Raw genomic sequence first — 19,940 nt, forward strand, 5'->3', positions numbered from 1 at the left:
CTTAATCCCCCTTTTTAACTAAAAACAGAGGTTGGCCAAATTCAACAAAGTCGCCTTCCTTAACCAAGATTTCTACAATCTCCCCTTCGACTCCGGCACGAATCTCATTAAACAGCTTCATCGCTTCCAACACACAAACCACCGTTGAAGAAACGACGTTTTGGCCGATTTTTACAAATGGATCCTCCCCCGGCTGCGAAGTAGCATAAAACGTCCCTACCGTGGGAGACGTAATTTTTTGCAATTCGATATCTTGTCGGATTTCATGCTGGACTTCTTGTAGGACTTCAACCGAATCCGAGCTAACGGCTGGTTTTACAGGACGTTCTTCCTCTTCCGTCTTACCTTCGATGACTGTTGATTTTACTGCATGCAAATCATTTTTTACGATAACGATCCGGCTCGTCTCATGCTCGAATCTCTGTATGGTAGACTCCTCAACCATTTTAATCATTTCTCGGATCTCATTTATTTTTATCATGACGAATAATCCCCTTTAACTTCATTCTTAACTTCAGACTTTGAATATGTTTTTCTCTAACAAAATAAAGCCTTTCCGCCTCTTCTACAGTAATCTCTTGAAAGGTTAATTTCTTCCCTGGCTTCATTTGGGCGATAATCGAAATATCAACCGCAGCGACCTGAGCAATTTTCGGATACCCACCTACCGTCTGCCTGTCGGCTAACAATAAGATCGGGTTTCCATCGGGAGGAATTTGAACGGTTCCAAGGGATACCGCTTCAGAAATCATTTCTACCGGCCTCTTTAACTTCACCGCTGGACCTGACAATCGATAACCCATACGATCCGATTGGGGTGTAACCTGAAACGGTTCATTTAAAAAAGTAGTCACACTGTCTTCATCAAATAGCTCAAACTGACTGCCGCGCATCACACGGACCATCGTATGCCCTTTATCCTGCGGGATATAACCTCTTTCTATATACCAAGAGGTTGGTACAAACGGCCTCTCTCCGGCTTTCGCTTCCAACCCTCTCATCGTGTGAACTGCTTGTTCCGAAGGCCTGTTAAGCTCGAGCACATCCGCCTCTTTTAAAGCTCTTCCGTGAAAGCCTCCTAATCCAGCTCTCAAGTAAGTGCTCTTGCTGCCCATCACTTCGGGAATGTTAAATCCACCCGCGACCGCTAAATAAGACCGGCATCCCGATTTGCATGTTCCGAACCGAAGCACGCTTCCTCCCTTGATATAAACAGGTCTCCACATCGGGATCGACTCTTCGTCGATGCTGGGCGATAAATCTCCGCCGGTAATGGCCAATAGGGTATCTTGCTCTATAAGAAACGAAGGACCCATTAAGGTAATCTCTAATCCCGCTTCACCCTCTTCATTACCAACCAGCAGATTGGCAATCCGAAGAGAGTACGTATCCATGGCGCCACTGACAATGACTCCGTGTTTTTGATACCCGTATCGACCCAAATCTTGGATGCTGGTAAGAAGACCTGGCTGCAACACTTTCATACTCATTGGCTCTCCCCCTTGTAAAGCTCATATTCCTGTAGGGAAATGGAACGGAATTTTACGATATCCCCTGATTGAAGGAGACTTGGAGGATTGTCGCTTGGACGGAATAATTTCAATGGGGTACGGCCAATCAACTGCCAGCCCCCCGGGGTTGAGATCGGGTAAACACCTGTTTGTATTCCTGCAATACCTACGGACCCTTCCGGAATGGATTGGCGGGGAGAAGACCGCCTGGGAGCCGAAATCCGCTCAGACATCCCTCCTAAATAAGGAAAGCCTGGAGCAAACCCGATCATATAAACAAGATATTCGCCGCTGGAATGAATCTCAATGACCTCATCCGGCTTGATCTTATTATGCGCTGCCACATCTTCCAAATCCGGTCCGAATTCCCCGCCATAGCAAACCGGAATTTCCATAATCCTTGGTTCATAATGGTTGGAGACTTCGAAGCTGGACGCCATTTGCTCTATTATTGAGACTACTATTTCATATGAAGAGCGATTGTTACTCTCCCGGTGGTCTGCATTTAAAATCCTCACCTTCATTGGATCATACAACACAGTAACGCTCGCAAAAGCAGGAATACATTCAATCATCCCTAGAAATGGATGCTTTTCGATGTAATCTCTTAATCCGTGTACCTTGCGATGTATATCATCATCAATGCTTTCTCCCAATTCGATGCGAATCGCCGATTCCCCATGCGGGGACAGCTTCATCCGGAATTCACCATTTCCCATAGAGTTACCCCCTCTTAAAACGCTAGAAAATACATCAGGAACACATTCACTGCCAATAACATTAGCGCTGTTGGCACTTGAGCCTTAATTACGCCGTTCTTATCGGGTAAATCCAGCAAAGCCGCAGGCACAATGTTGTAGTTCGCCGCCATTGGCGTCATCAGTGTCCCGCAATAGCCGCTGAACATGCCGATCGCAGCTAAAGTGGCCGGATTGGCACCGTGAATATGAACGAGCAGCGGCAGCGCGATCCCCGCGGTCATGACGGGAAAAGCAGCAAACGCATTCCCCATGATCATCGTAAACAGCGCCATCCCAACGCAATAAGCCAGCACAACCAAGAAGCGATTGTCCACAGGAATCGCGGCGCTAACCAAATCGGAAACCGCTTTGCCGACACCCGCGGCAGCGAAGAGACCTCCCAACGTAGCCAGCATCTGCGGAAGAATGGCCGCCCAACCAATTGCATCAAGCAATCGGCGGGATTCTTTGATCGACCGCAAGCCTGTTTCCTTCGTCAGCACTAGCGCTGCAATTAATGCGATTACACAAGCGACGCCGAGACTAACGAGCGTAATGTTCTTTTGATCCAACAATTGAAGCCCGCCTATAGTCACGTTTTTTAAACCAACTGTCCCTACCAACGTAATCAATGGGATCAAAAGAGCCGGCACAAATAAAAGGTTACCCAGCTTTTTCGACCTGGTGGCACGTTGCTCCTCATCAACTTGATCATAGGATCCGATCCGAACGCCCCCAAAGCCGGCAATCAATGCCAGAACAATGACGATAATTCCCATATATAAGGAAGGAATGACGGTTCCAAATAAGAACGTAACCGCGAATAATCCCCAGAAGATAGCTGTCATTACGCGTCTCGGGTTCCCTTTGTCTCTCAGCGTTAGAAGTGCTATGACCGCCGTAAAAATACCGGCAACGTAATAAATATATTCGAGACTAATAATCATGCTGTTCTGTTCACTCCTTCTCGGATGAAATCTTACTTGCTACCGCATCAGCTTCTATCTCGCGCTGAATTGTCCGATCGAACAGGAAAAGCCGGGTACTATGAATAAGGAACGCTGCGATAGCCGTCGGAATCCCCCATACAGCAATATCCAACGGCTCCAACATAATGCCATTCTGTTCAAAGAAGCCTTTCATCAACAAAATTGCGCCAAAAGCAATGAATATATCTTCCCCGAAAAACAATCCGACATTGTCAGAGGAAGCCGCAAACGCCTTGATTTTATTGCGGACCTTTTCCGGTAATTTCCCATATTTATTTTCGGCTGCCCCCTCCGCCATCGGAGCAACGAGCGGACGAACCATTTGCGCATGTCCGCCTAGACTGGTTAATCCCAAAGCTGAAGCAGCTTCGCGTATGAAGAGATACAAAATCAGGATGCGGCCTGGTGTGGCGGCTTTGACCTTGCCGATCAATCTTTGCGCTTGTTCCTTCAAGCCGTTTCGTTCTAGAAGTCCTATAACAGGCAAGGTCAAAATAAACAAAGACAAATAACGATTTTTTACAAATGCTTCCCCAAAGGTCGTAACAATCTTTTCCAACGGGAGATGTCCGGCCAAACCAGTGGCAATACCAGCTACCGTTACGACGAGCAGCGGATTAAACCGCAAGGCAAATCCGACTATAACGATAAGGATACCAATGAGTGATAACATATATTAGCTTCCCCCTTTTCATTTTTGTTTACTTTTTCCAATGGCCTGAACAATAATACCCGCAGCTTCAAATGATTCCCGAATATGACTCGCCAAGCTCAACGCGTTCGGGCTGTCGCCATGGATGCAGAGCGTATCTGCCATGATTGAAATGTCTAACCCTTGCATTGTTTTTACTTTTCCTTCTTTCGCCATACGAATGACCTGATCGACCGCTTGACGATGATCTATGATCAAGGCATCATGTTGACCGCGGGGCGTTAACGATCCGTCTTGCTGGTACGTTCTGTCCGCAAAAACCTCGCTAGAGGTTTGAAGTCCTACTATCTGTCCAGCAGCAATTAAATTGCTCCCAGAGAGCCCAAACAGGATCAATTCCGGGTCGACTTTATAAACCGCTTCGGCAATCGCTTCGGATAACACCGGGCTCTTCGCAGCCATGTTATATAAAGCACCATGGGGTTTCACGTGCTGCATCTTTCCGCCTTCCGCCTTTACGAAACCGTACAATGCCCCAATCTGATAAACGACCATATCAAAAGCTTCCTGCGCTGAAATATCCATATTTCTTCTGCCGAAGCCGACCAAATCAGGAAGTCCTGGGTGCGCTCCGATGCCGATCCCTCTACCCAGCGCCAGTCGTACCGTTTTACGCATGACAGACGGGTCCCCCGCATGAAATCCGCAGGCAATATTCGCCGACGTAACAAATTGGAGTATCTCCTCGTCTTCCCCCATCCTGTAAGCGCCGAAGCTTTCACCCATATCACAGTTCAAATCGATTGTGTACACAATTATATCCTCCCTTCCCTTTCGTCCCGTTTTTCGGAACATCCATTCCGAAATCATTAGGATATACACATTATATTTGTAACCGCTTCATATTTCAACAAGTTATATTTTCCCCTTGCTATATTTTCCCCAATCCTCCAAATAAATTATGAGAAAACCTCTATCGAGGCCAATCAGGGATGTGCGACCGCGTTTAACGAGGAGAGACTTTGGTCTACGACCAAAGATCCCTATATTAGGTTTTATCGCCAATAAGTAAGCGGTTTTCGGGATCCGAAAACTTATACTTTCTTATGTGGTCAAAAAAAAGAGCCCTTCTCCCCGCTGACATAGACAGCAGGATGATGAGCTCTTATATTTAAAAGTCCGGTGATAATAGACCGCTGCGTGAGCGGATCATTCATACAATGATCCGCTCAGATTGTATCCAACCTAATTTCCGAGAAATTTGATTGGCTGTATTTTTAACCTTCTCAACCAATTCCGGCAATCGATCCTCATGAAAGTGGACATCGGGACCGGCAATACTAAGCCCTCCAACAATTTCTCCGGTATAATTAAAAATAGGAGCAGCCAAGGCGGCTGTATAATTCTCCTGCTCTGAATAGCTGACGGTATACCCCTTTTTTCTGGAGTCAGCTAATACGAGACGGAGCTGGTTCTTGTCCGTAATGGTACCCAATCCAATAGGCTCCAGTTTAATCTCATTCAAATATTGTTCTATTTCCTGATCGGGTAAAAAAGTAAGGAGCACACGAGAACATGCCCCAGCATAAAGCGGCGATCTACGCCCAATTTTTGTATACAGTCTCACGGGATGAGTCGATTCCAGCTTTTCAATGTAAATGGATTCGTTGCCATCCTTAATAATAAGATTTACCGCTTCATATACATCATCACGGAGAGCTTGCATAAAAGGCAATGCAACTTGCCGCAGATCAAGCCGGTCCGCTACCAGTTGTCCGAATTGAAGAAATAAAAGACCCAGTGAGTATTTACCTGCCTCATCCTTTTGAAGAAATCCCATATCCTCAAGCGAACCAATCATTCGATGAACGGATGTTTTGGGAATACCGGAGAGTTCTACCATCTCATTTAAATTTAACTTTGCATTCGTCAGAAAAAGATTAAGGAGGTCCAGCGATTTTACAACCGTTTTATTTTTGTTTTGCACCTCTCATCCTCCTTGTAGTTGGTAATCATTTCACACAGAATGGACTTTCCATCCAAGCACCATATTCTAAACGTCCGGTGAAAAACAGGCCGCTGCGCGGGATAATCGTTCTCCGATTGCTTGTGTTTCCGAACTTCTAAATATAAGATTATACATTCTTACCATGGTTAATTCAAATGGCACCTCTAACGTCACGCTGCTTAGAAAATTGGAGGAATTGGAGGCCAAAAGCTAGATTTCGAATAGAAACTACTCGCGGCTGAGGGTTAAATGTGTTATATCATGTTCTATAAGCGGCCCTCAACAACCTCTTGTAAGATGTATTCAATTGTATCTTTTATAACACTCACGCTCTTCGAACTGCATGTAAACAAGGGGGAATCCCACTTTTCTGCCTGGTGTTCTACATCTACTAACTCAACTAACATAATCTTATACTGTCCGTTAGGATTGAAGGAAGGATACCAACCAAGATCTAATATTCTTTTGTTATCTTGGCTAACAATTTGCAAGATGTCTTCGTCCAACTCCAAAACATGTTCATAAGTATCATCTGTATATTCATCTGTTGAGATTTCAATAAAATTATTTTTGGAAATCATCCATCTTGATGGTATTCTGAGAGGAACCAATTGGGGCCTCAATGTGAATTCACGCCTTTCGTAACCACTTCATCATTCAAACAATATAACTCTAACCATTATACCTTTTTGAGATAACACCCTTCCACGCACTGCCCGTCAGCTTCATATGCTGGAACTTTCATATCAATAACCATAACTATTTCTTCACCCTTATAAAGTCAAAACCCAGAAATTCAAAAGCCACATTCATCCCTCTTTTATCCAAAAATTAGATTATGAAGAGATTGATATATCCACCACCTGGAACAAATAGGAAGATAATAGATATATTTTCTTATTCGGTATTGCGTTTTCATATTCCTTCATTTGTTACGTTTATCTGCCCGTCCCTCAATAAAGACAAGGAGAGACTGCCACGGCAGAACTGCTCCTTGTTTTGTTTGAACTATTGTTCTCCATAGTTGAATAATCTTATGAATTTAGAAAACAGTCTTTTACTTCCGTTTTATTGGAAAATGCAACAAAAAATCCGCATTTCCTCGTTCTAATGGTGAATGTACTTTCGAATACATCTCGAACCCGAAAGTTCCTGCTTGTTCATACTCTGAATTACTTATCCACTCATACAACTCCCCATAAGCATCACCAGCCCTATCGATGTCTCCTTGGTATTCTAAAACTGCATAGGTCGCATTAGGAAGTTCATATAAAATCATATTTACTGGCGGCTCCACATCATGATTAACTTCAACGCCAGCTATCCATGCAAACAGGTCAGTATCAGGATTATAATTTGGCGGGTCAATGAATACGCCATATGTAATCGGAAGTCCTACGGCACCAATTACCTCTTCTAATCTTTCATTGAACGATTGCTGGAACTTAGGAATTATCATTTGTTCTCTAGTGTCTTGCAATAATGTTTCCAGTTTCATTCCTATGATACGGGAATGTTCTCTTTCAATGATTTTTATAGCCATCACATAACCTCCATGATTAATTTCAATATTACTTTCTCGAAGGTAGACTTTTTTCCTTTTTTTGGATGAGCAATTTTGCCCTTTATTTGAATGAACAAAAGAGGAGCTTTCGTGAGATTATAAAAAAAGGCCGCCGAGCAATTTATCGGCAGCCTAGTGAGTACAATATTATTATGAATCTATTCAGTTCCACCCTTTAGCGATAATCGGTTTCTTCTTATTTTTAAAAACCCTACCGAATAAGTTCAATTTCTTTTTTCGCTTGAGAGTAAGTTTAAGACCTTCAATAAGTAATCTCGATCTCAATTCGTCGCGACGATTAAGCGTGTGTAACCTCTTTATGAACTGCATGTCCATGTTGACCATCCCTCCCAAGTGTCTGTAAATGAGAAGCAGGACTTCTAATTCTGATATATACATTATAACCTTGTATTGGATAAATGTTTGTCACATTATAGACGAGTACAGCGCTTATTTTGTCGACATTTAGGCAAGCACAAGGAGATCAGAAACACCTTCCCGCTATCCCCACATAGTAAAGAAGGGTCAACATGTTTATGAAGTCATATATCTACCCGCGAATATATCCACGTACCCATTCACGTATTTGAAGAGCCACTTCATTTACCCCCGTTTTTGAAGTATCGACGGTAGACATAGGTGGTGTGTATGCTTTGTCAGCATTTTCAAGCAACCACTTTGCAAAGGATTTATGGTCTCGAATCATTTCCTCTGACCAATTTCTTGCTCGTAATCGTAATTCACGGGTTTCATCGTCACAATGTAAGTTCAAATAGTAAATATGCTTGAAGTAAGGATAATCCTCACACTTTTCAACATCCCACGGCATCATTGTTCCAACTATTATTGATATTCGCCCACTTTCGGCTATATTTCTTGCAACACGAAGCCAAATATTTTGAATTTTGTTCCAATCTTCTCCAACAAATGGATGAATGGAATCAATGTCGAAAATATCAACATCTGGTAATAATCCTCTGAGTTCCTTAATAACTGTCGTCTTCCCTGCACCACTTGCACCTGTCACTATAAACAACGTTTTTTCGTCCATGCTGCTTCCCCCTTGAAAAGTTTTGAATTATTTTTTACTTTAGGAGGAAATCCAAATATTGTAAAGTAAAACTTTGAATTTAGCATGCTACACGTATGAGAAAAAACAGCCAATCCATTCTGGACGGCTGTCTTCTCCTAATTGAACTTTCGTTAAATTTCATTCCACAATTTTCTTAAGTTATTCATGCCTATCCGTGAACCGATTTCGCAGTCTTCCATCCCTTCGAATTCTACGGTTACATAGCCGTCATAGCCCGTATTTTTGATCAGCTTTATGATTTCTCTGATCTCGATGTCCCCATGGCCGACGATTGCGCCCCTTAAATAATTTCCGTTTGTAGTCCGGAACCAATTGCCTTCTCCCGGGTCTTGATAGTACGGTCTGAAGTAAAAGTCTTTAAAATGGATTAAGGAAGCGTAAGGCAGATTTTTGCGCACGCCGACAAGCGGGGCTTCGTCCACGCACATAAAATTGCCTACATCCAATGTCGTTTTAAAATTGGGGCGGTTCACTTCGGCTAGCACACGCTGCACCCGGTCGCTCGCCTGAACGGAGAAACCGTGATTTTCAATCGTTGTCGTTATGCCGTAGTTTGCCGCATAATCGGCAATAATTCGGCTTCCACGAACGATGAGCGGTAAGCTATTTTCAAAGTATTCGATTGTCATTTTCTCCGGAGGCAGTGTAAAGGCAGTAACATCATGGCGCATATGTCTCATGCCCAATCGATGCACGAGATCAACGTGCTGCTTGACGCGATCCATCTCCGCTTCGAACTCTTCCTCCGTCCCCTGCACGAAGTTAGCGGGTATTGAATAATTCGATAAATCGATGCCGACCGATCTTGCCTTATCTCTGAGCTCATCCGCCAACTCTAGGTTATCCACAAGCGTATAACCATACGGAACAAGCTCCAGATGCTCACCGCCGTTGTCTTTTACCCACTGAACAACATCCAGAATTGTCATTTTTTCCGACTTCAACGCCTGCAGCAAACTATAAGAACTAAGCCCGATTTTCATCTTCATACCTCCAAGTATTCATCGATTAACGTTCTACCTTCGAATCAGTTTACCGAATAAGCAGCAAATTTGCGCACAATCGGCGTCGCTGCGTACGCGGTAAACCGAACTCTCAGTTCGCTTGTCTCAACCGCTGGAAATCTATCGATTTTCTTGTGACCGATAGCGCTTCCTTTTACAAGCTCCACCCACTCGCCGTTAAGCTGCGCTTCAAGCACATATTCCCGTACCCGTTCGCCGTGTGCAATGTCTTCCATAATCATAACATGGTCGACGGATTGCTCGCCATCCAAATGAAGCGTTACTTCCATGCCTTCTCCTATTGTGACAGCTAGCGGAGCATCAAACCGGCGACGGATTTCATCGCCCAGTTCGATTACGCGCTGCACGTCCACCTCCGGCAGTAAACCGCGGTCATCAGGAGCTACGTTTAACAACAGTGTCGCGCCATGCCCGACAGAGCGGTAGTAAAGATCCATCAAGTGTTCCAAGCTGTGCAGGCTGCTCTCGTCGTCCGGATGCCAAAACCAATGGCGTCTGCGGATCGGCACATCGCACTCCGCAGGCACCCATGACGTAGTTCCTTCCATCCAAGTAAGCATGTCGCTTGTGAACATACTCTCTCTTGCACTCTCTGCCGTATTCCAGCACGGGTATGGGGCTACGCCATCTTCGTTTCCAACCCAGCGAATTGTCGGCTGTCCCATGTTAAACACCATTGCATCCGGCTGGTACTGGTTGACAAGTCCGATAATTCTTTGCCAGTCGTACTCCCGTCCCTGAGAGCCTGCCCCATCAAACCATACCTCGACAAGCGGTCCGTATTGTGTCAACAGCTCAGTCAATTGTTCCGCATAGAAATCGTCGTATGCCGCTTTGTCCGAATAACACGGCTCATGACGGTCCCAAGGCGACAAGTACAAACCGAACTGCAAGCCTTCCTCCCGGCAAGCATCGGACACTTCACGGACAACGTCCCCTTGTCCGTCTTTCCATGGGCTCGACTTGACCGAATAATCGGTCGTCTTCGTTGGCCATAAGCAGAACCCGTCATGATGCTTGGCAGTCAGAACAAAATATTTAAACCCGGCCTGATTGGCCGTCTGCACCCACTGGCGCGCATCCAGCTGCGCTGGATTGAACTTCTGTGGTGAGTCTGTGCCCTCTCCCCATTCCTGATCGCAAAACGTGTTCATGCCAAAATGACAAAACATGCCCAGCTCCAGATCCTGCCAAGCCATCTGCTGCAGGGTCGGTTTCGCTAAAACTTCAGTATCCATGAATCAGCCACACTCGCTTTCTATCATTTGTATGATCATAGCCTTAGCTATAGTAGTCAGAAATCGCATAGTTCCGCCATCCGATCAAATCCGAAGGCGGAACCTATTTTCGTATTACTTTTTGGCAATGGCCTTTTGATAGATTTCGATATACTTGCCTAGCTGCAAGCCGTCAAAACCTTTTACATAGCTATCCCAATCTTTCTCGATGTCTTTGCTGCCCGTAATGAACTGCGCCATGTTCGACTTAATGTAATCGCGAATTGTCGTTTTCAGTTGGGCTGCCACTTCCGCATCTTCCAGTGCGATGAACACGCTGGACGGGTACATTTGCTTCGATTGGAAAGGTTCATATTTCGCCGATTCACGCTTCAGTCGAACTTCGTATGCGCCTTCAGCAAACGGATCCTGAAGAGCTGCCCACGAATCGCGGTATTGGAACGTTCGGAGAGACGGACCGATCTGCTCCCAACCATCGTTATGCGTCGTTTTGGTTTCAGCTTTCGTAATAATGGCATATTTCGCCGGCTCGCCGTTCATATCCTGCTCGCCGTCCTTCGCTTTGCGCCATCCTTGGCCTTCCGGACCGCGTTCTTCAAGTACGATCGCTTCCTCCGTATACAAATAGTCGGCCAAACGGATTGCGGCAATTTGCTGTTCTTTCGTCGCTTTATTCGTAATCGCCATCTGCGAGCTGCCCACTCCCGCAAAATACCCTGCTTGCTGCACACCGTTCGGTCCTTTGAGCGGAGGAACGGTTACATAGTCTTTATGGCGCGGGTGCTTTTCGTCCGGCGAGTGTGCGTAACTGATCAAGGCCGTTGTAATGCCTCCCATCACATTTACGTCCTGTCGGTTGCCCAACTGCTGAATCGCGTCGGAATTTTGCGTAAATGACGCTGGATCGATCAGTCCTTCCTTGTATAACTTGTTCAGGTACAACAATCCCTGCTTCCATTCTGCCTTATTGGCGGACAAATCCACTTTGCCGTCTTTCAACTGGAGGAACGTGCCGCTGTCTTTGTCCACCTGGTCGTCGATAATGAACGAGTTCATCAAGAAGGAGGCGATGTTGCCTGCCCACATGTCGTCGGAACCAGTAAGCGGAATCTCGTCTTTTTTACCATTGCCGTTAGGATCTTTTTCCTTAAATGCTTTCAGCACTTCGTAAAACTCATTCGTCGTTGTCGGCATTTTCAGCCCAAGCTTATCCAGCCAAGACTGGTTAATCCACAGCTTCTGGGCGTAGTTACAGTGATAGCATTCGTTTATTTGCGGAAGCGCATAAATGTTGCCATCCGGTGCCGTGATAGAGCTTTTCAGATATGGCAGATCGGTCATCGCTTTTTTGAAGTTCGGCGCATATTTATCAATCAAATCGTTCAGTGGAATAAATACGCCCTGCTTGCCGTACTTCATCTGCTCATCTTTGGTCAAGGATCCATGTAAAATCACTTCCGGATAATCGCCGCTTGCCAGCATTAGTTGTTTGCGGTCATTTAGCGCTTTGTCAGGTACGAGGTCCCATTTAATTTGAATGTTTGTCTTGTCCTGAACGTATTTCGTAAATGTATTGGTCTCCATATTCTCGATGCTGGCGAGCTGAGGTGCAAACATTTTGATCGTCATCGGTTTCTTTACGATCGGGTATTGTCCAACAGGTGAGAACGCATCGCTAGCAACAGGCGCGCTGCCTGAAGGTGTGTTTGCCGCAGGCGTACCTGATTCTGTGCTGCAAGCGCTCAAAACGAGCGAAAAGCTTAATGCTACCCCCATCGTACCCGTGTAAGCTTTATTCCATCTTTTCATATAGATGACTCCTCCCGTTTTATCGAACCATTGAATTTGAACCTAAAGGAAGTAATCTAAGCTGCACGACTAACTTACCACCACCTTTCATGTTAATTGGCTGCCATAGCGTTACCCTTTCAATGAACCGATCATGACGCCCTTAACAAAATGCTTCTGCACAAAAGGATATATAATCAGCACGGGGGCACTCGCAACAACGATCAGCGAATACTTGAGCAAGTCCTTCAGCCCTTGCTGTGCCAACATTTGATCCACTTTGGACACCATGGTCGCATCAATTGTGTTCAGAATCAGAATGTTGCGCAGCACGATTTGCAGAGGGAACAAATTCGGCGATTTCAGAAAAATCAAGGCATCGAAGTACGCATTCCAATGGCCGACTGCATACATCAGCGTCAGCACAGCAAGAATCGGTTTGGAAAGCGGAATCACAATACTGGTAATGAACCGGATATCGCTACAGCCGTCGAGTTCAGCAGCTTCTGCGATTTCATCGGGAATCGTTGTCTGGAAAAAGGTGCGGGCGACAATAACCTGAAACACCGCCAACGCTCCCGGCAAAATCATAGCCCAGCGAGAATCGAGCAAATGCAGGTTTTTCACGACCAGATAGAACGGGATAAGCCCTCCGTCAAACATCATCGTGATGACTAGAAGTACCATAATAAAATTGCGGCCGTAGAACGTTTTTCTGGCCAGCGGATAAGCAAGCATAACTGTCAAGGCAACGTTCACAGCCGTACCGGCGACTGCATAAATGAGCGAATTCGAGTAACCGGATACGATTTGCGGATTGCGGAACACTGCTTTATAGCCCTCCAGCGTAAAATCTACTGGAAACAACCACACCTTACCGGATACGACTGCTTGCGGTGAGCTAAACGATGAGCTGATGATGAAAATGAGCGGGAACAGGACGACGATCAGCACCACTGTTAATAAAATGTAGATGCCTAGCAGAAACAACCGATCGCCCTGCGATTCTCGAATCGTTGTCGTTTTTAACATAAATGATCCTCCTTACTGCGGACTGACGCTCCTGAATTGTGCGCAACATCGGGTTCTTGCGGCTCCGTCCGTTACCACAAGCTCGAATTGGACAGCTTCTTAGCTATGTAGTTGACACCTACGAGAAGAATCAGGTTGACGACTGAGTTAAAGAAGCCGATTGCTGCTGAGAAGCTGAAGCTAGAGCTAAGCAGACCCACCTTGTACACATAGGTCGAAATGACTTCCGACGTGCTGACGTTGAGTGGATTTTGCATCAAATATATCTTTTCGAAGCCAAGCTTCATTATGTTACCTAAATTCAAAATGAGCAGGATGACGGAAACTGGGATCAGACTTGGGATATCGATATTGATGATCTTCTGAGGTCTGGACGCGCCATCCACTTTAGCCGATTCATACAGTTCAGGGTTAACGCCTGACAGAGCCGCTATATAAATGATGGCACCGTAACCCGTATACTGCCAAACATCTGACCAGACATAGATCGATTTGAACAAGCTGGGGATGCCCATGAAGTTTGTGTTATCCACGCCGAGCATTTGCAGAAACTTGCTGATGATTCCTACGTTCGGCGACAGTGTTACGATGAGAATGGACACCATGATAACCGTTGAAATAAAGTAAGGCGCGTAAGTGACCATCTGCACGCTCTTTTTGAAAAATCCGTTGCGTATTTCATTCAAAGCCAACGCCAGTATGATCGGGGCTGGAAAGCCGACAAGCAAGCCGTACATACTGATGCCGAGCGTGTTCTTCATATACATCCAAAAATTCGGCGATTCGAAAAATTGTTCAAAATATTTCAAACCGACCCAGGGGCTTCCCCAAATGCCTTTGATGACGTTGTAGTCTTTGAAAGCAATGACAACACCAGCCATAGGAATATACTTAAAAATGACCAAATAAAGAAGCGGCAGCAATACAACCAAATATAACTGCCAGTGACGCTTCATTTTTTTCCCAACGATGTTTAAAGATGACTTGCTGCCAGGCATTGCCGTTTTATGCTGCTTGCTGTGGTTTGGAGGTGTGGACGTCCTTAATTCCTTTTGGATGATTGACATAAGCTCCTTCTCCTTTCGTCTGTGCTGATTGCGCTTTCATATCCTAATACTAGAGTGCGATAACAGGTTGCTGCAAGAAACAAGAATCGTGGCCCTAACCTTTTTCGCATAGCCTGAAAATACGCGCAGCTCCGGTTAATAGCCGGAGCTGCTGATTGATAACCATTATTAAACTGATAGGTGAACAAGCTCGGCAAACTCTTTTCTACCGCTTAACCAATTTCACCCAGTCTCCCTACGTACCGCTTCCTCACGAAATTCGCTAGGGGAGCAGCCAATCACTTTCTTAAACGCGCGGCTGAATGAAATCGCGCTCGTATAACCGACCTGTTCGGCTACCTCCTGCATGGAAGCTTGCGATTCCGTAAGGAGACGCTGCGCAACCTGCATGCGGATATCGATCAGGAAGTCGACGAACTTCTGTCCGGTCTCTTCCTTAAACAGCTTACTTACATATTTGGCATTGATGTTGAAGTTTGAACTAAGATATTCAAGCGACATATTCGGATTGGCGAATTCCTCTTCGATGAATTTTCGCATATCACGAATCGTAGCTGCATGCAGACGCTGCTCCTGCGCTTCCTGCAAAACGGTGCCCAGACTATTCAGCACGACTAAAGTCTCTTCCCGCATTTGATCGAGAGAATGGCAATTATCAATGGTTTCGCTGAGCTTCGGCAAACCGTCCCTTACCCATATTTCTTGAAACTCTTTCGTCATGCCCGCCATTTCCCGTCCTAAATAGTAAATTAAATAATTCATCAGATTCGTAATCTCATCCTTCGTCAGCAGCCCCTGTTTCATTTCGCCAAAAAGTTCGTCGTACTTCGCCTTCCACTCGTCATCGAGCAATCTAAACGACTGGACAATGGAGCGAATCGCGTTCAGATGCGAGAAGACTTCTGCTTGGCCGTGATTTGCGATGTGTTTGCTTGTAATGATCCGGTTTTCCCCCAGCACAATTTTGTGTTTCAGCGCCGTAAGCGCCTCTTTGTATGAATTTGCAACATCGGAAAGTTGTTCAACCTGCTCGCCGATACCGATAGTTACCGTAAACTTAAGGTTATCCTGCGTCCATAATCGAACGCTCTCAAAAAGCTCGATAATCACAGAGTGCTCGCTGGCCTCCTCCTCGCTGTCGACGAACACCATGACGCTGAGCTGAGACGCGGAAGTCCACTCTGCCCACAGCTCGAGCTCATGCTTGGGCGCAAGCTCTTGAATGACGCTGCGAAGCGCGAATTTAAGCAGATTCTGGTCTATGCGCGAGTATTGGCGGCAAAAGTCATTGTATTTATCCATTTCGATCACAAGCACCACTTGTCCGTCGGAAGGGCGCGGAAGCTGCAGACTGCTCGTTTCTTCCATCCATTCATCGATCGTTAATCCCGTGCCGCCTTCAATGAGCTGATGAAACAAATACTTCGTTCGAAGATGCATGTCTTCTTTGTGCTTTTGCTGATACTGATTGGACTGCTCAATAATATTTACGAGCGCCGATTCGATGAACGAGAACTCATCCCCGCCCTCCTTAGACAAACTACCTGACAGCGGTAGGCGGTAACCTCGAATACGCGCCACAATCTGCTCAAGCGGCTTGGAATTGCGTCTGGTCACATAAACGAGCCATATGAATCCAAACACAATCATCGCGATCCCGATAATAAACCACACATTATATAGCGAGGAGACGATATGAAACACCCTGCCGTTGACAAGTCCGCTTTGATAGGACCATCCTGTATAGCTCGATACGTAATTGGAGAATACCCTTGCCTGTTCATTAGAGCTTGAAGCTTTAAATAAATCGTTGCCTGATGCATCCTGAACCCCGATAAAGCTTGCTTTCGAATCGTACAGGTCGGCGATATTTTTTTGCAAAGAATCGGTCGCCACATTGACAACGATCATTCCTTTCTCGCTCGTTATGAACGGCGCCCCCCGGACAAGACTGACAACAGGCTTGCTGCCTTTTACCGAAAATTGCTCAAAGTCTCTAACGCCCGACCAGTGTTTGGACAGCTGCGGAACCATGGCTCGTTTAATGAACGGCTCATCCTTATAATTGCTGAGCTGATCGCTTGTCGCATTACTGAGAACAAAATTGTCTTCAAAACGCACCAAATAGATCGAATCTATAATTGGATAGGAAGAGATCATATCCTGCATTTTTTTTACCGCACTTATGTTGATGTAAACGTTATCTTTTGCTTCATTATTAAAGAAATCAATCAATTGGTTATTATTAATCGATTCGGTCATCACCATATTGTCAATCGCTTTCAGTGAGGTGTCGATCAGGCGCATTGCCTGCAGTGACAGCATTTTGTTGGCATTCAGCGCCTCCTTCCGGCTTTGCTCGCTTAGCAGCTGAAAAAACACGAAAAACGTAAACGTGACCACGATAAAAAAGATCGGTACATACGAAAGCAGCAGCCGATGAAATAACGTTTTTCCCATATTCAGCCTCCAGTTTAGAATACCTGCTACTGTTTATTTCTTTATTCAGAGGTCATTCCCTTTGAACTTATTAAAAACTTATTGAAAAAGTTAATCTTAATGGAACTATATGGCCTTTAGTTGAATAACAAAAAGTGACCCACAGCAATGGGCTGAGGGTCTGAGGTTTATATATTTAAACAAATCGTCGCATTAGTCTCTATTTAGAAACATAGAAACATGTTCGGCAAACAAATCCGCATATTGGAACAGGAATCCGTGACCGGAATCCGGATAAATAATCAATTGTGCATTAGGAATACGCTGGGACACAATATAAGAATTGATAGTCGGAATCATAATATCGTTGTCTCCATTAGCTACAAGAACAGGCTGTTTGATCTCTCCCAGTTGGTCGAAGGATGATTTCGTTCCCCATGCCATAGCTCCCTTTATTTGCGCTTGTACGGATTCAGGTCTAACTAACGGAGCTCTGTTGTCTTTTCTCCCAGCAAGCCGTTCCAGATATTCAAGTCCTGCAGCTCTGCTCGTTTCCGTTTGTTCGAAGAATAAGTACAGGAAGTCCTCCGGTTCGTTAACCGGCTTAAAAGCGACTTGGAACACCTCAGGTTTGCCCTGCTGCGTACCTTCCCCAGTTCCACCTCCCGTACCTGCCAAGATCAAACGACGGACCAAGTCTGGGCGATCAAGCGTTACTAGTTGCGCTATATAGCCTCCCATAGAGAAGCCGAGAAGGTCCACTTGTTTAAGACCAAGTGCTTCAATGAAAGTAACTGCATATTTCGCTGTTCCAAAGAAAGTTTCTGCGACCTCTCCTGAAGTTAATCCCACACCTGCGCTATCGAATAGGATGACCGTACGTTCCTTCGCCAATGCATTGACAAAAGCAGGATCCCAATCATCCATCGTACCTCTGAATCGTTGGGTGAATACAAGTGGAACATCGGATGTTTTACCGAAAATTCGGTAGGCGAATCGAATTCCGTCAGCTTCAATATAAGAAGTCTCAACTGTTTCTGCTGTTGCTCCATTTTGTTTAACTGTATTCATGAACTATCTTTCCCCCTGAGATTGATTTTTAGTATTAGTCCAAAAGATGATTCTTATTTAAAACTTATGCCATTTGTGGTTTTCTTAATGTCAATCGGAGGTATCCGATCGCGCAACCGATGGATAAGAATACAACAATCGCCAGACCCCAATAGATGTTGCTATATGCACTCGCTTGAGGAATGTTCTTCTGCCAAACTAGAGCACTTGCTGTCATAGCAACGCCAAAGGCTCCGCTAAAAAATTGGAGAAGCTGAAAGAGACCGAGTCCAGAACCAATCTGAGAAGGCAGCAGTATTCTAGACATTTCATTGGATACACTACTATTCAAAATAGTGATACTAACACTCATTAGCATGTAGATCAACATGATCGAAACAAATGAAGTTCCTTCGAACAAGGCGAATAAAATGACAGAAGCGAGAAGGAACAAAGGTAGAAATCTGATAATCGTATTGTTTCCACGCGCATCAATGATACGTCCGACCCGTCGAGAAACGAACACGGCTAAAATCGAGCCTGGAAAAATGACAAGTCCGGCTTGAATAGCACTTAGGCCATACTGTTTAACAAGGATCTGCGGCATTAGGAATAGTGTAGCAAAGCTACATAGATACGCTGCAATCCCCACTGCTCCTAGAATGAGAAATGACCGATTCTTGAATAGTGATGGGAGTACGAAAGGCTCCTTAACCGATCGAATGCGAACGATAAATAAGGCAAGAGCGATAAGCCCAATCAACAGCATAAACCATGAATGGTTGGTTAAGAAAAGAAGGAGTCCTGTCGTTCCAACGCCAATAAATAGTGCGCCTAGGGCATCAAAAGACCCTTTCCGCGGCTCTTCCTTAGGAATGAGCACTACAAAAAAAGGTACTAACAGCAAAGTAACTGCCGTCACGGCGAACAAAATGTGCCAGCCTAGGTATTGGACAATGGCTCCACCTACAACCGGACCTAATCCAAGACCAAGCGAAATGGATGACATGATCAGAGCCATTGCTTTACCCCGCCGCTCAACCGGAACATAACGGGAAATCAAATTTAGGGACAATGCTGGGATTGAACCTGCTCCAGATGCTTGTAGAATGCGAACGATGAGCAGCATGATAAAATTGTTACTGAACAATCCGGCGATTGCCGCTAGGCTCAGAAATAAAATCCCTATAATAAAAAGCCTTCGGATAGGAATGAAATCAGCTAATCGGCTATACGTAATGGATGCCATCGCGAATACTATGGAGTAGCCAGTCACAATCCACGATGTTGATGAAGCAGACAGATGAAAATCTTTTGAAACAGCAGGTAAAGCCAAATTAAACATCATCGTGTTCATGATGACGAGTACGATCGTTATACCAAGTAGAAGGGTAACCACACCTTCTTTCATAACACCCTGATCTTTCACATGGCTAGAATTATTCTTCATTTTAAACCCCCTCCCTCATGCTTTATTCTTCTTATAGTTCCCCACATGTGATAAGTGAATATTAGAGTCATCCAGAATTCTTCCTTCCCATTAATGTATCGTTTAAGAATGATCATTCTCAAATAGCCAGTGATATAACCGATATCGGCTGCGTTATCTAAGCCCAACTATACGCCATTCAAGAATGGTCAGTCAACTATAATATTTGGTTATAAGGATATATACTGGTTTTTTAAAGCCGTATTGTTGATTTCGCAAAGAATATTAGCCATTTATTTTGACTAACCGTTCTTA

Annotated in this window: 18 protein-coding genes; all 18 read right to left on the reverse strand. The window is 45.0% G+C overall.

The genetic code is table 11. The annotated features are described in order from the left end of the window. Position 1: 1 nt before the first annotated feature. The gene (gene accB / locus GC098_RS18055; protein ID WP_171644554.1) at positions 2 to 481 is read right to left on the reverse strand and encodes an acetyl-CoA carboxylase biotin carboxyl carrier protein; all 480 of its coding nucleotides are present in this window, start codon (positions 479 to 481) and stop codon (positions 2 to 4) included. Further along, the gene (locus tag GC098_RS18060; protein WP_171644556.1) at positions 465 to 1,490 is read right to left on the reverse strand and encodes a 5-oxoprolinase subunit C family protein; all 1,026 of its coding nucleotides are present in this window, start codon (positions 1,488 to 1,490) and stop codon (positions 465 to 467) included. Before GC098_RS18060 ends, accB begins: the two co-directional genes overlap by 17 nt. Beyond that, entirely contained in the window at positions 1,487 to 2,230 is a 744-nt protein-coding gene (gene pxpB, locus GC098_RS18065) for a 5-oxoprolinase subunit PxpB (protein WP_246358685.1), read from the reverse strand. The genes GC098_RS18060 and pxpB overlap by 4 nt, the downstream gene beginning before the upstream one ends. Positions 2,231 to 2,244: 14 nt before the next feature. Then, positions 2,245 to 3,198, reverse strand: a complete 954-nt coding sequence (locus GC098_RS18070) for a DUF979 domain-containing protein (protein ID WP_171644557.1) — start codon at positions 3,196 to 3,198, stop codon at positions 2,245 to 2,247. A gap of 10 nt (positions 3,199 to 3,208) precedes the next feature. Continuing rightward, complete coding sequence (locus tag GC098_RS18075) at positions 3,209 to 3,913, reverse strand: DUF969 domain-containing protein (RefSeq protein WP_171644559.1); 705 nt, start codon at positions 3,911 to 3,913, stop codon at positions 3,209 to 3,211. Positions 3,914 to 3,931: 18 nt separating this feature from the next. After that, positions 3,932 to 4,705, reverse strand: a complete 774-nt coding sequence (locus tag GC098_RS18080; protein ID WP_171644561.1) for a LamB/YcsF family protein — start codon at positions 4,703 to 4,705, stop codon at positions 3,932 to 3,934. 400 nt (positions 4,706 to 5,105) lie between these two features. After that, positions 5,106 to 5,879, reverse strand: a complete 774-nt coding sequence (locus tag GC098_RS18085) for an IclR family transcriptional regulator (protein ID WP_171644563.1) — start codon at positions 5,877 to 5,879, stop codon at positions 5,106 to 5,108. A gap of 287 nt (positions 5,880 to 6,166) precedes the next feature. Beyond that, positions 6,167 to 6,481 (reverse strand): hypothetical protein, encoded by a 315-nt coding sequence (locus GC098_RS18090; protein ID WP_171644565.1) that lies wholly within the window; start codon positions 6,479 to 6,481, stop codon positions 6,167 to 6,169. A gap of 476 nt (positions 6,482 to 6,957) precedes the next feature. Next, positions 6,958 to 7,443, reverse strand: a complete 486-nt coding sequence (locus tag GC098_RS18095; protein ID WP_171644566.1) for a GyrI-like domain-containing protein — start codon at positions 7,441 to 7,443, stop codon at positions 6,958 to 6,960. Between the two features lie 571 nt (positions 7,444 to 8,014). Then, the gene (locus tag GC098_RS18100; protein ID WP_171644568.1) at positions 8,015 to 8,515 is read right to left on the reverse strand and encodes an ATP-binding protein; all 501 of its coding nucleotides are present in this window, start codon (positions 8,513 to 8,515) and stop codon (positions 8,015 to 8,017) included. A gap of 152 nt (positions 8,516 to 8,667) precedes the next feature. After that, complete coding sequence (locus tag GC098_RS18105) at positions 8,668 to 9,540, reverse strand: sugar phosphate isomerase/epimerase family protein (RefSeq protein WP_171644570.1); 873 nt, start codon at positions 9,538 to 9,540, stop codon at positions 8,668 to 8,670. 44 nt (positions 9,541 to 9,584) lie between these two features. Then, positions 9,585 to 10,820 carry an alpha-L-fucosidase gene (locus tag GC098_RS18110; protein ID WP_171644571.1) on the reverse strand — a complete coding sequence of 412 codons (1,236 nt, stop codon included), beginning with the start codon at positions 10,818 to 10,820 and terminating at the stop codon, positions 9,585 to 9,587. 114 nt (positions 10,821 to 10,934) lie between these two features. Beyond that, positions 10,935 to 12,629 (reverse strand): ABC transporter substrate-binding protein, encoded by a 1,695-nt coding sequence (locus GC098_RS18115; RefSeq protein ID WP_171644573.1) that lies wholly within the window; start codon positions 12,627 to 12,629, stop codon positions 10,935 to 10,937. 111 nt (positions 12,630 to 12,740) lie between these two features. Then, positions 12,741 to 13,640 (reverse strand): carbohydrate ABC transporter permease, encoded by a 900-nt coding sequence (locus GC098_RS18120; protein WP_171644575.1) that lies wholly within the window; start codon positions 13,638 to 13,640, stop codon positions 12,741 to 12,743. A gap of 71 nt (positions 13,641 to 13,711) precedes the next feature. Beyond that, positions 13,712 to 14,638: an ABC transporter permease gene (locus GC098_RS18125; RefSeq protein WP_171644603.1), complete on the reverse strand. Its 927-nt coding sequence runs from the start codon at positions 14,636 to 14,638 to the stop codon at positions 13,712 to 13,714. Between the two features lie 291 nt (positions 14,639 to 14,929). After that, positions 14,930 to 17,167, reverse strand: coding sequence for a helix-turn-helix domain-containing protein (locus tag GC098_RS18130; protein ID WP_171644576.1), 2,238 nt, complete (start codon positions 17,165 to 17,167; stop codon positions 14,930 to 14,932). 192 nt (positions 17,168 to 17,359) lie between these two features. Beyond that, positions 17,360 to 18,217: an alpha/beta fold hydrolase gene (locus GC098_RS18135; protein ID WP_171644578.1), complete on the reverse strand. Its 858-nt coding sequence runs from the start codon at positions 18,215 to 18,217 to the stop codon at positions 17,360 to 17,362. A gap of 64 nt (positions 18,218 to 18,281) precedes the next feature. Continuing rightward, complete coding sequence (locus GC098_RS18140) at positions 18,282 to 19,646, reverse strand: MFS transporter (RefSeq protein ID WP_171644580.1); 1,365 nt, start codon at positions 19,644 to 19,646, stop codon at positions 18,282 to 18,284. Between the last annotated feature and the right edge of the window lie 294 nt (positions 19,647 to 19,940).

It is taken from the genome of Paenibacillus phytorum (assembly GCF_013141715.1).
GTDB lineage: Bacteria > Bacillota > Bacilli > Paenibacillales > NBRC-103111 > Paenibacillus_E > Paenibacillus_E phytorum.

Bases quoted from the DNA above. Each gene is read 5' to 3' on its own strand.
- accB (WP_171644554.1), bottom strand. From the start codon at position 481: ATGATAAAAATAAATGAGATCCGAGAAATGATTAAAATGGTTGAGGAG.
- GC098_RS18060 (WP_171644556.1), bottom strand. From the start codon at position 1,490: ATGAGTATGAAAGTGTTGCAGCCAGGTCTTCTTACCAGCATCCAAGAT.
- pxpB (WP_246358685.1), bottom strand. From the start codon at position 2,230: ATGGGAAATGGTGAATTCCGGATGAAGCTGTCCCCGCATGGGGAATCG.
- GC098_RS18070 (WP_171644557.1), bottom strand. From the start codon at position 3,198: ATGATTATTAGTCTCGAATATATTTATTACGTTGCCGGTATTTTTACG.
- GC098_RS18075 (WP_171644559.1), bottom strand. From the start codon at position 3,913: ATGTTATCACTCATTGGTATCCTTATCGTTATAGTCGGATTTGCCTTG.
- GC098_RS18090 (WP_171644565.1), bottom strand. From the start codon at position 6,481: ATGATTTCCAAAAATAATTTTATTGAAATCTCAACAGATGAATATACA.
- GC098_RS18095 (WP_171644566.1), bottom strand. From the start codon at position 7,443: ATGGCTATAAAAATCATTGAAAGAGAACATTCCCGTATCATAGGAATG.
- GC098_RS18100 (WP_171644568.1), bottom strand. From the start codon at position 8,515: ATGGACGAAAAAACGTTGTTTATAGTGACAGGTGCAAGTGGTGCAGGG.
- GC098_RS18105 (WP_171644570.1), bottom strand. From the start codon at position 9,540: ATGAAAATCGGGCTTAGTTCTTATAGTTTGCTGCAGGCGTTGAAGTCG.
- GC098_RS18110 (WP_171644571.1), bottom strand. From the start codon at position 10,820: ATGGATACTGAAGTTTTAGCGAAACCGACCCTGCAGCAGATGGCTTGG.
- GC098_RS18115 (WP_171644573.1), bottom strand. From the start codon at position 12,629: ATGAAAAGATGGAATAAAGCTTACACGGGTACGATGGGGGTAGCATTA.
- GC098_RS18120 (WP_171644575.1), bottom strand. From the start codon at position 13,640: ATGTTAAAAACGACAACGATTCGAGAATCGCAGGGCGATCGGTTGTTT.
- GC098_RS18125 (WP_171644603.1), bottom strand. From the start codon at position 14,638: ATGCCTGGCAGCAAGTCATCTTTAAACATCGTTGGGAAAAAAATGAAG.
- GC098_RS18130 (WP_171644576.1), bottom strand. From the start codon at position 17,167: ATGGGAAAAACGTTATTTCATCGGCTGCTGCTTTCGTATGTACCGATC.
- GC098_RS18135 (WP_171644578.1), bottom strand. From the start codon at position 18,217: ATGAATACAGTTAAACAAAATGGAGCAACAGCAGAAACAGTTGAGACT.
- GC098_RS18140 (WP_171644580.1), bottom strand. From the start codon at position 19,646: ATGAAGAATAATTCTAGCCATGTGAAAGATCAGGGTGTTATGAAAGAA.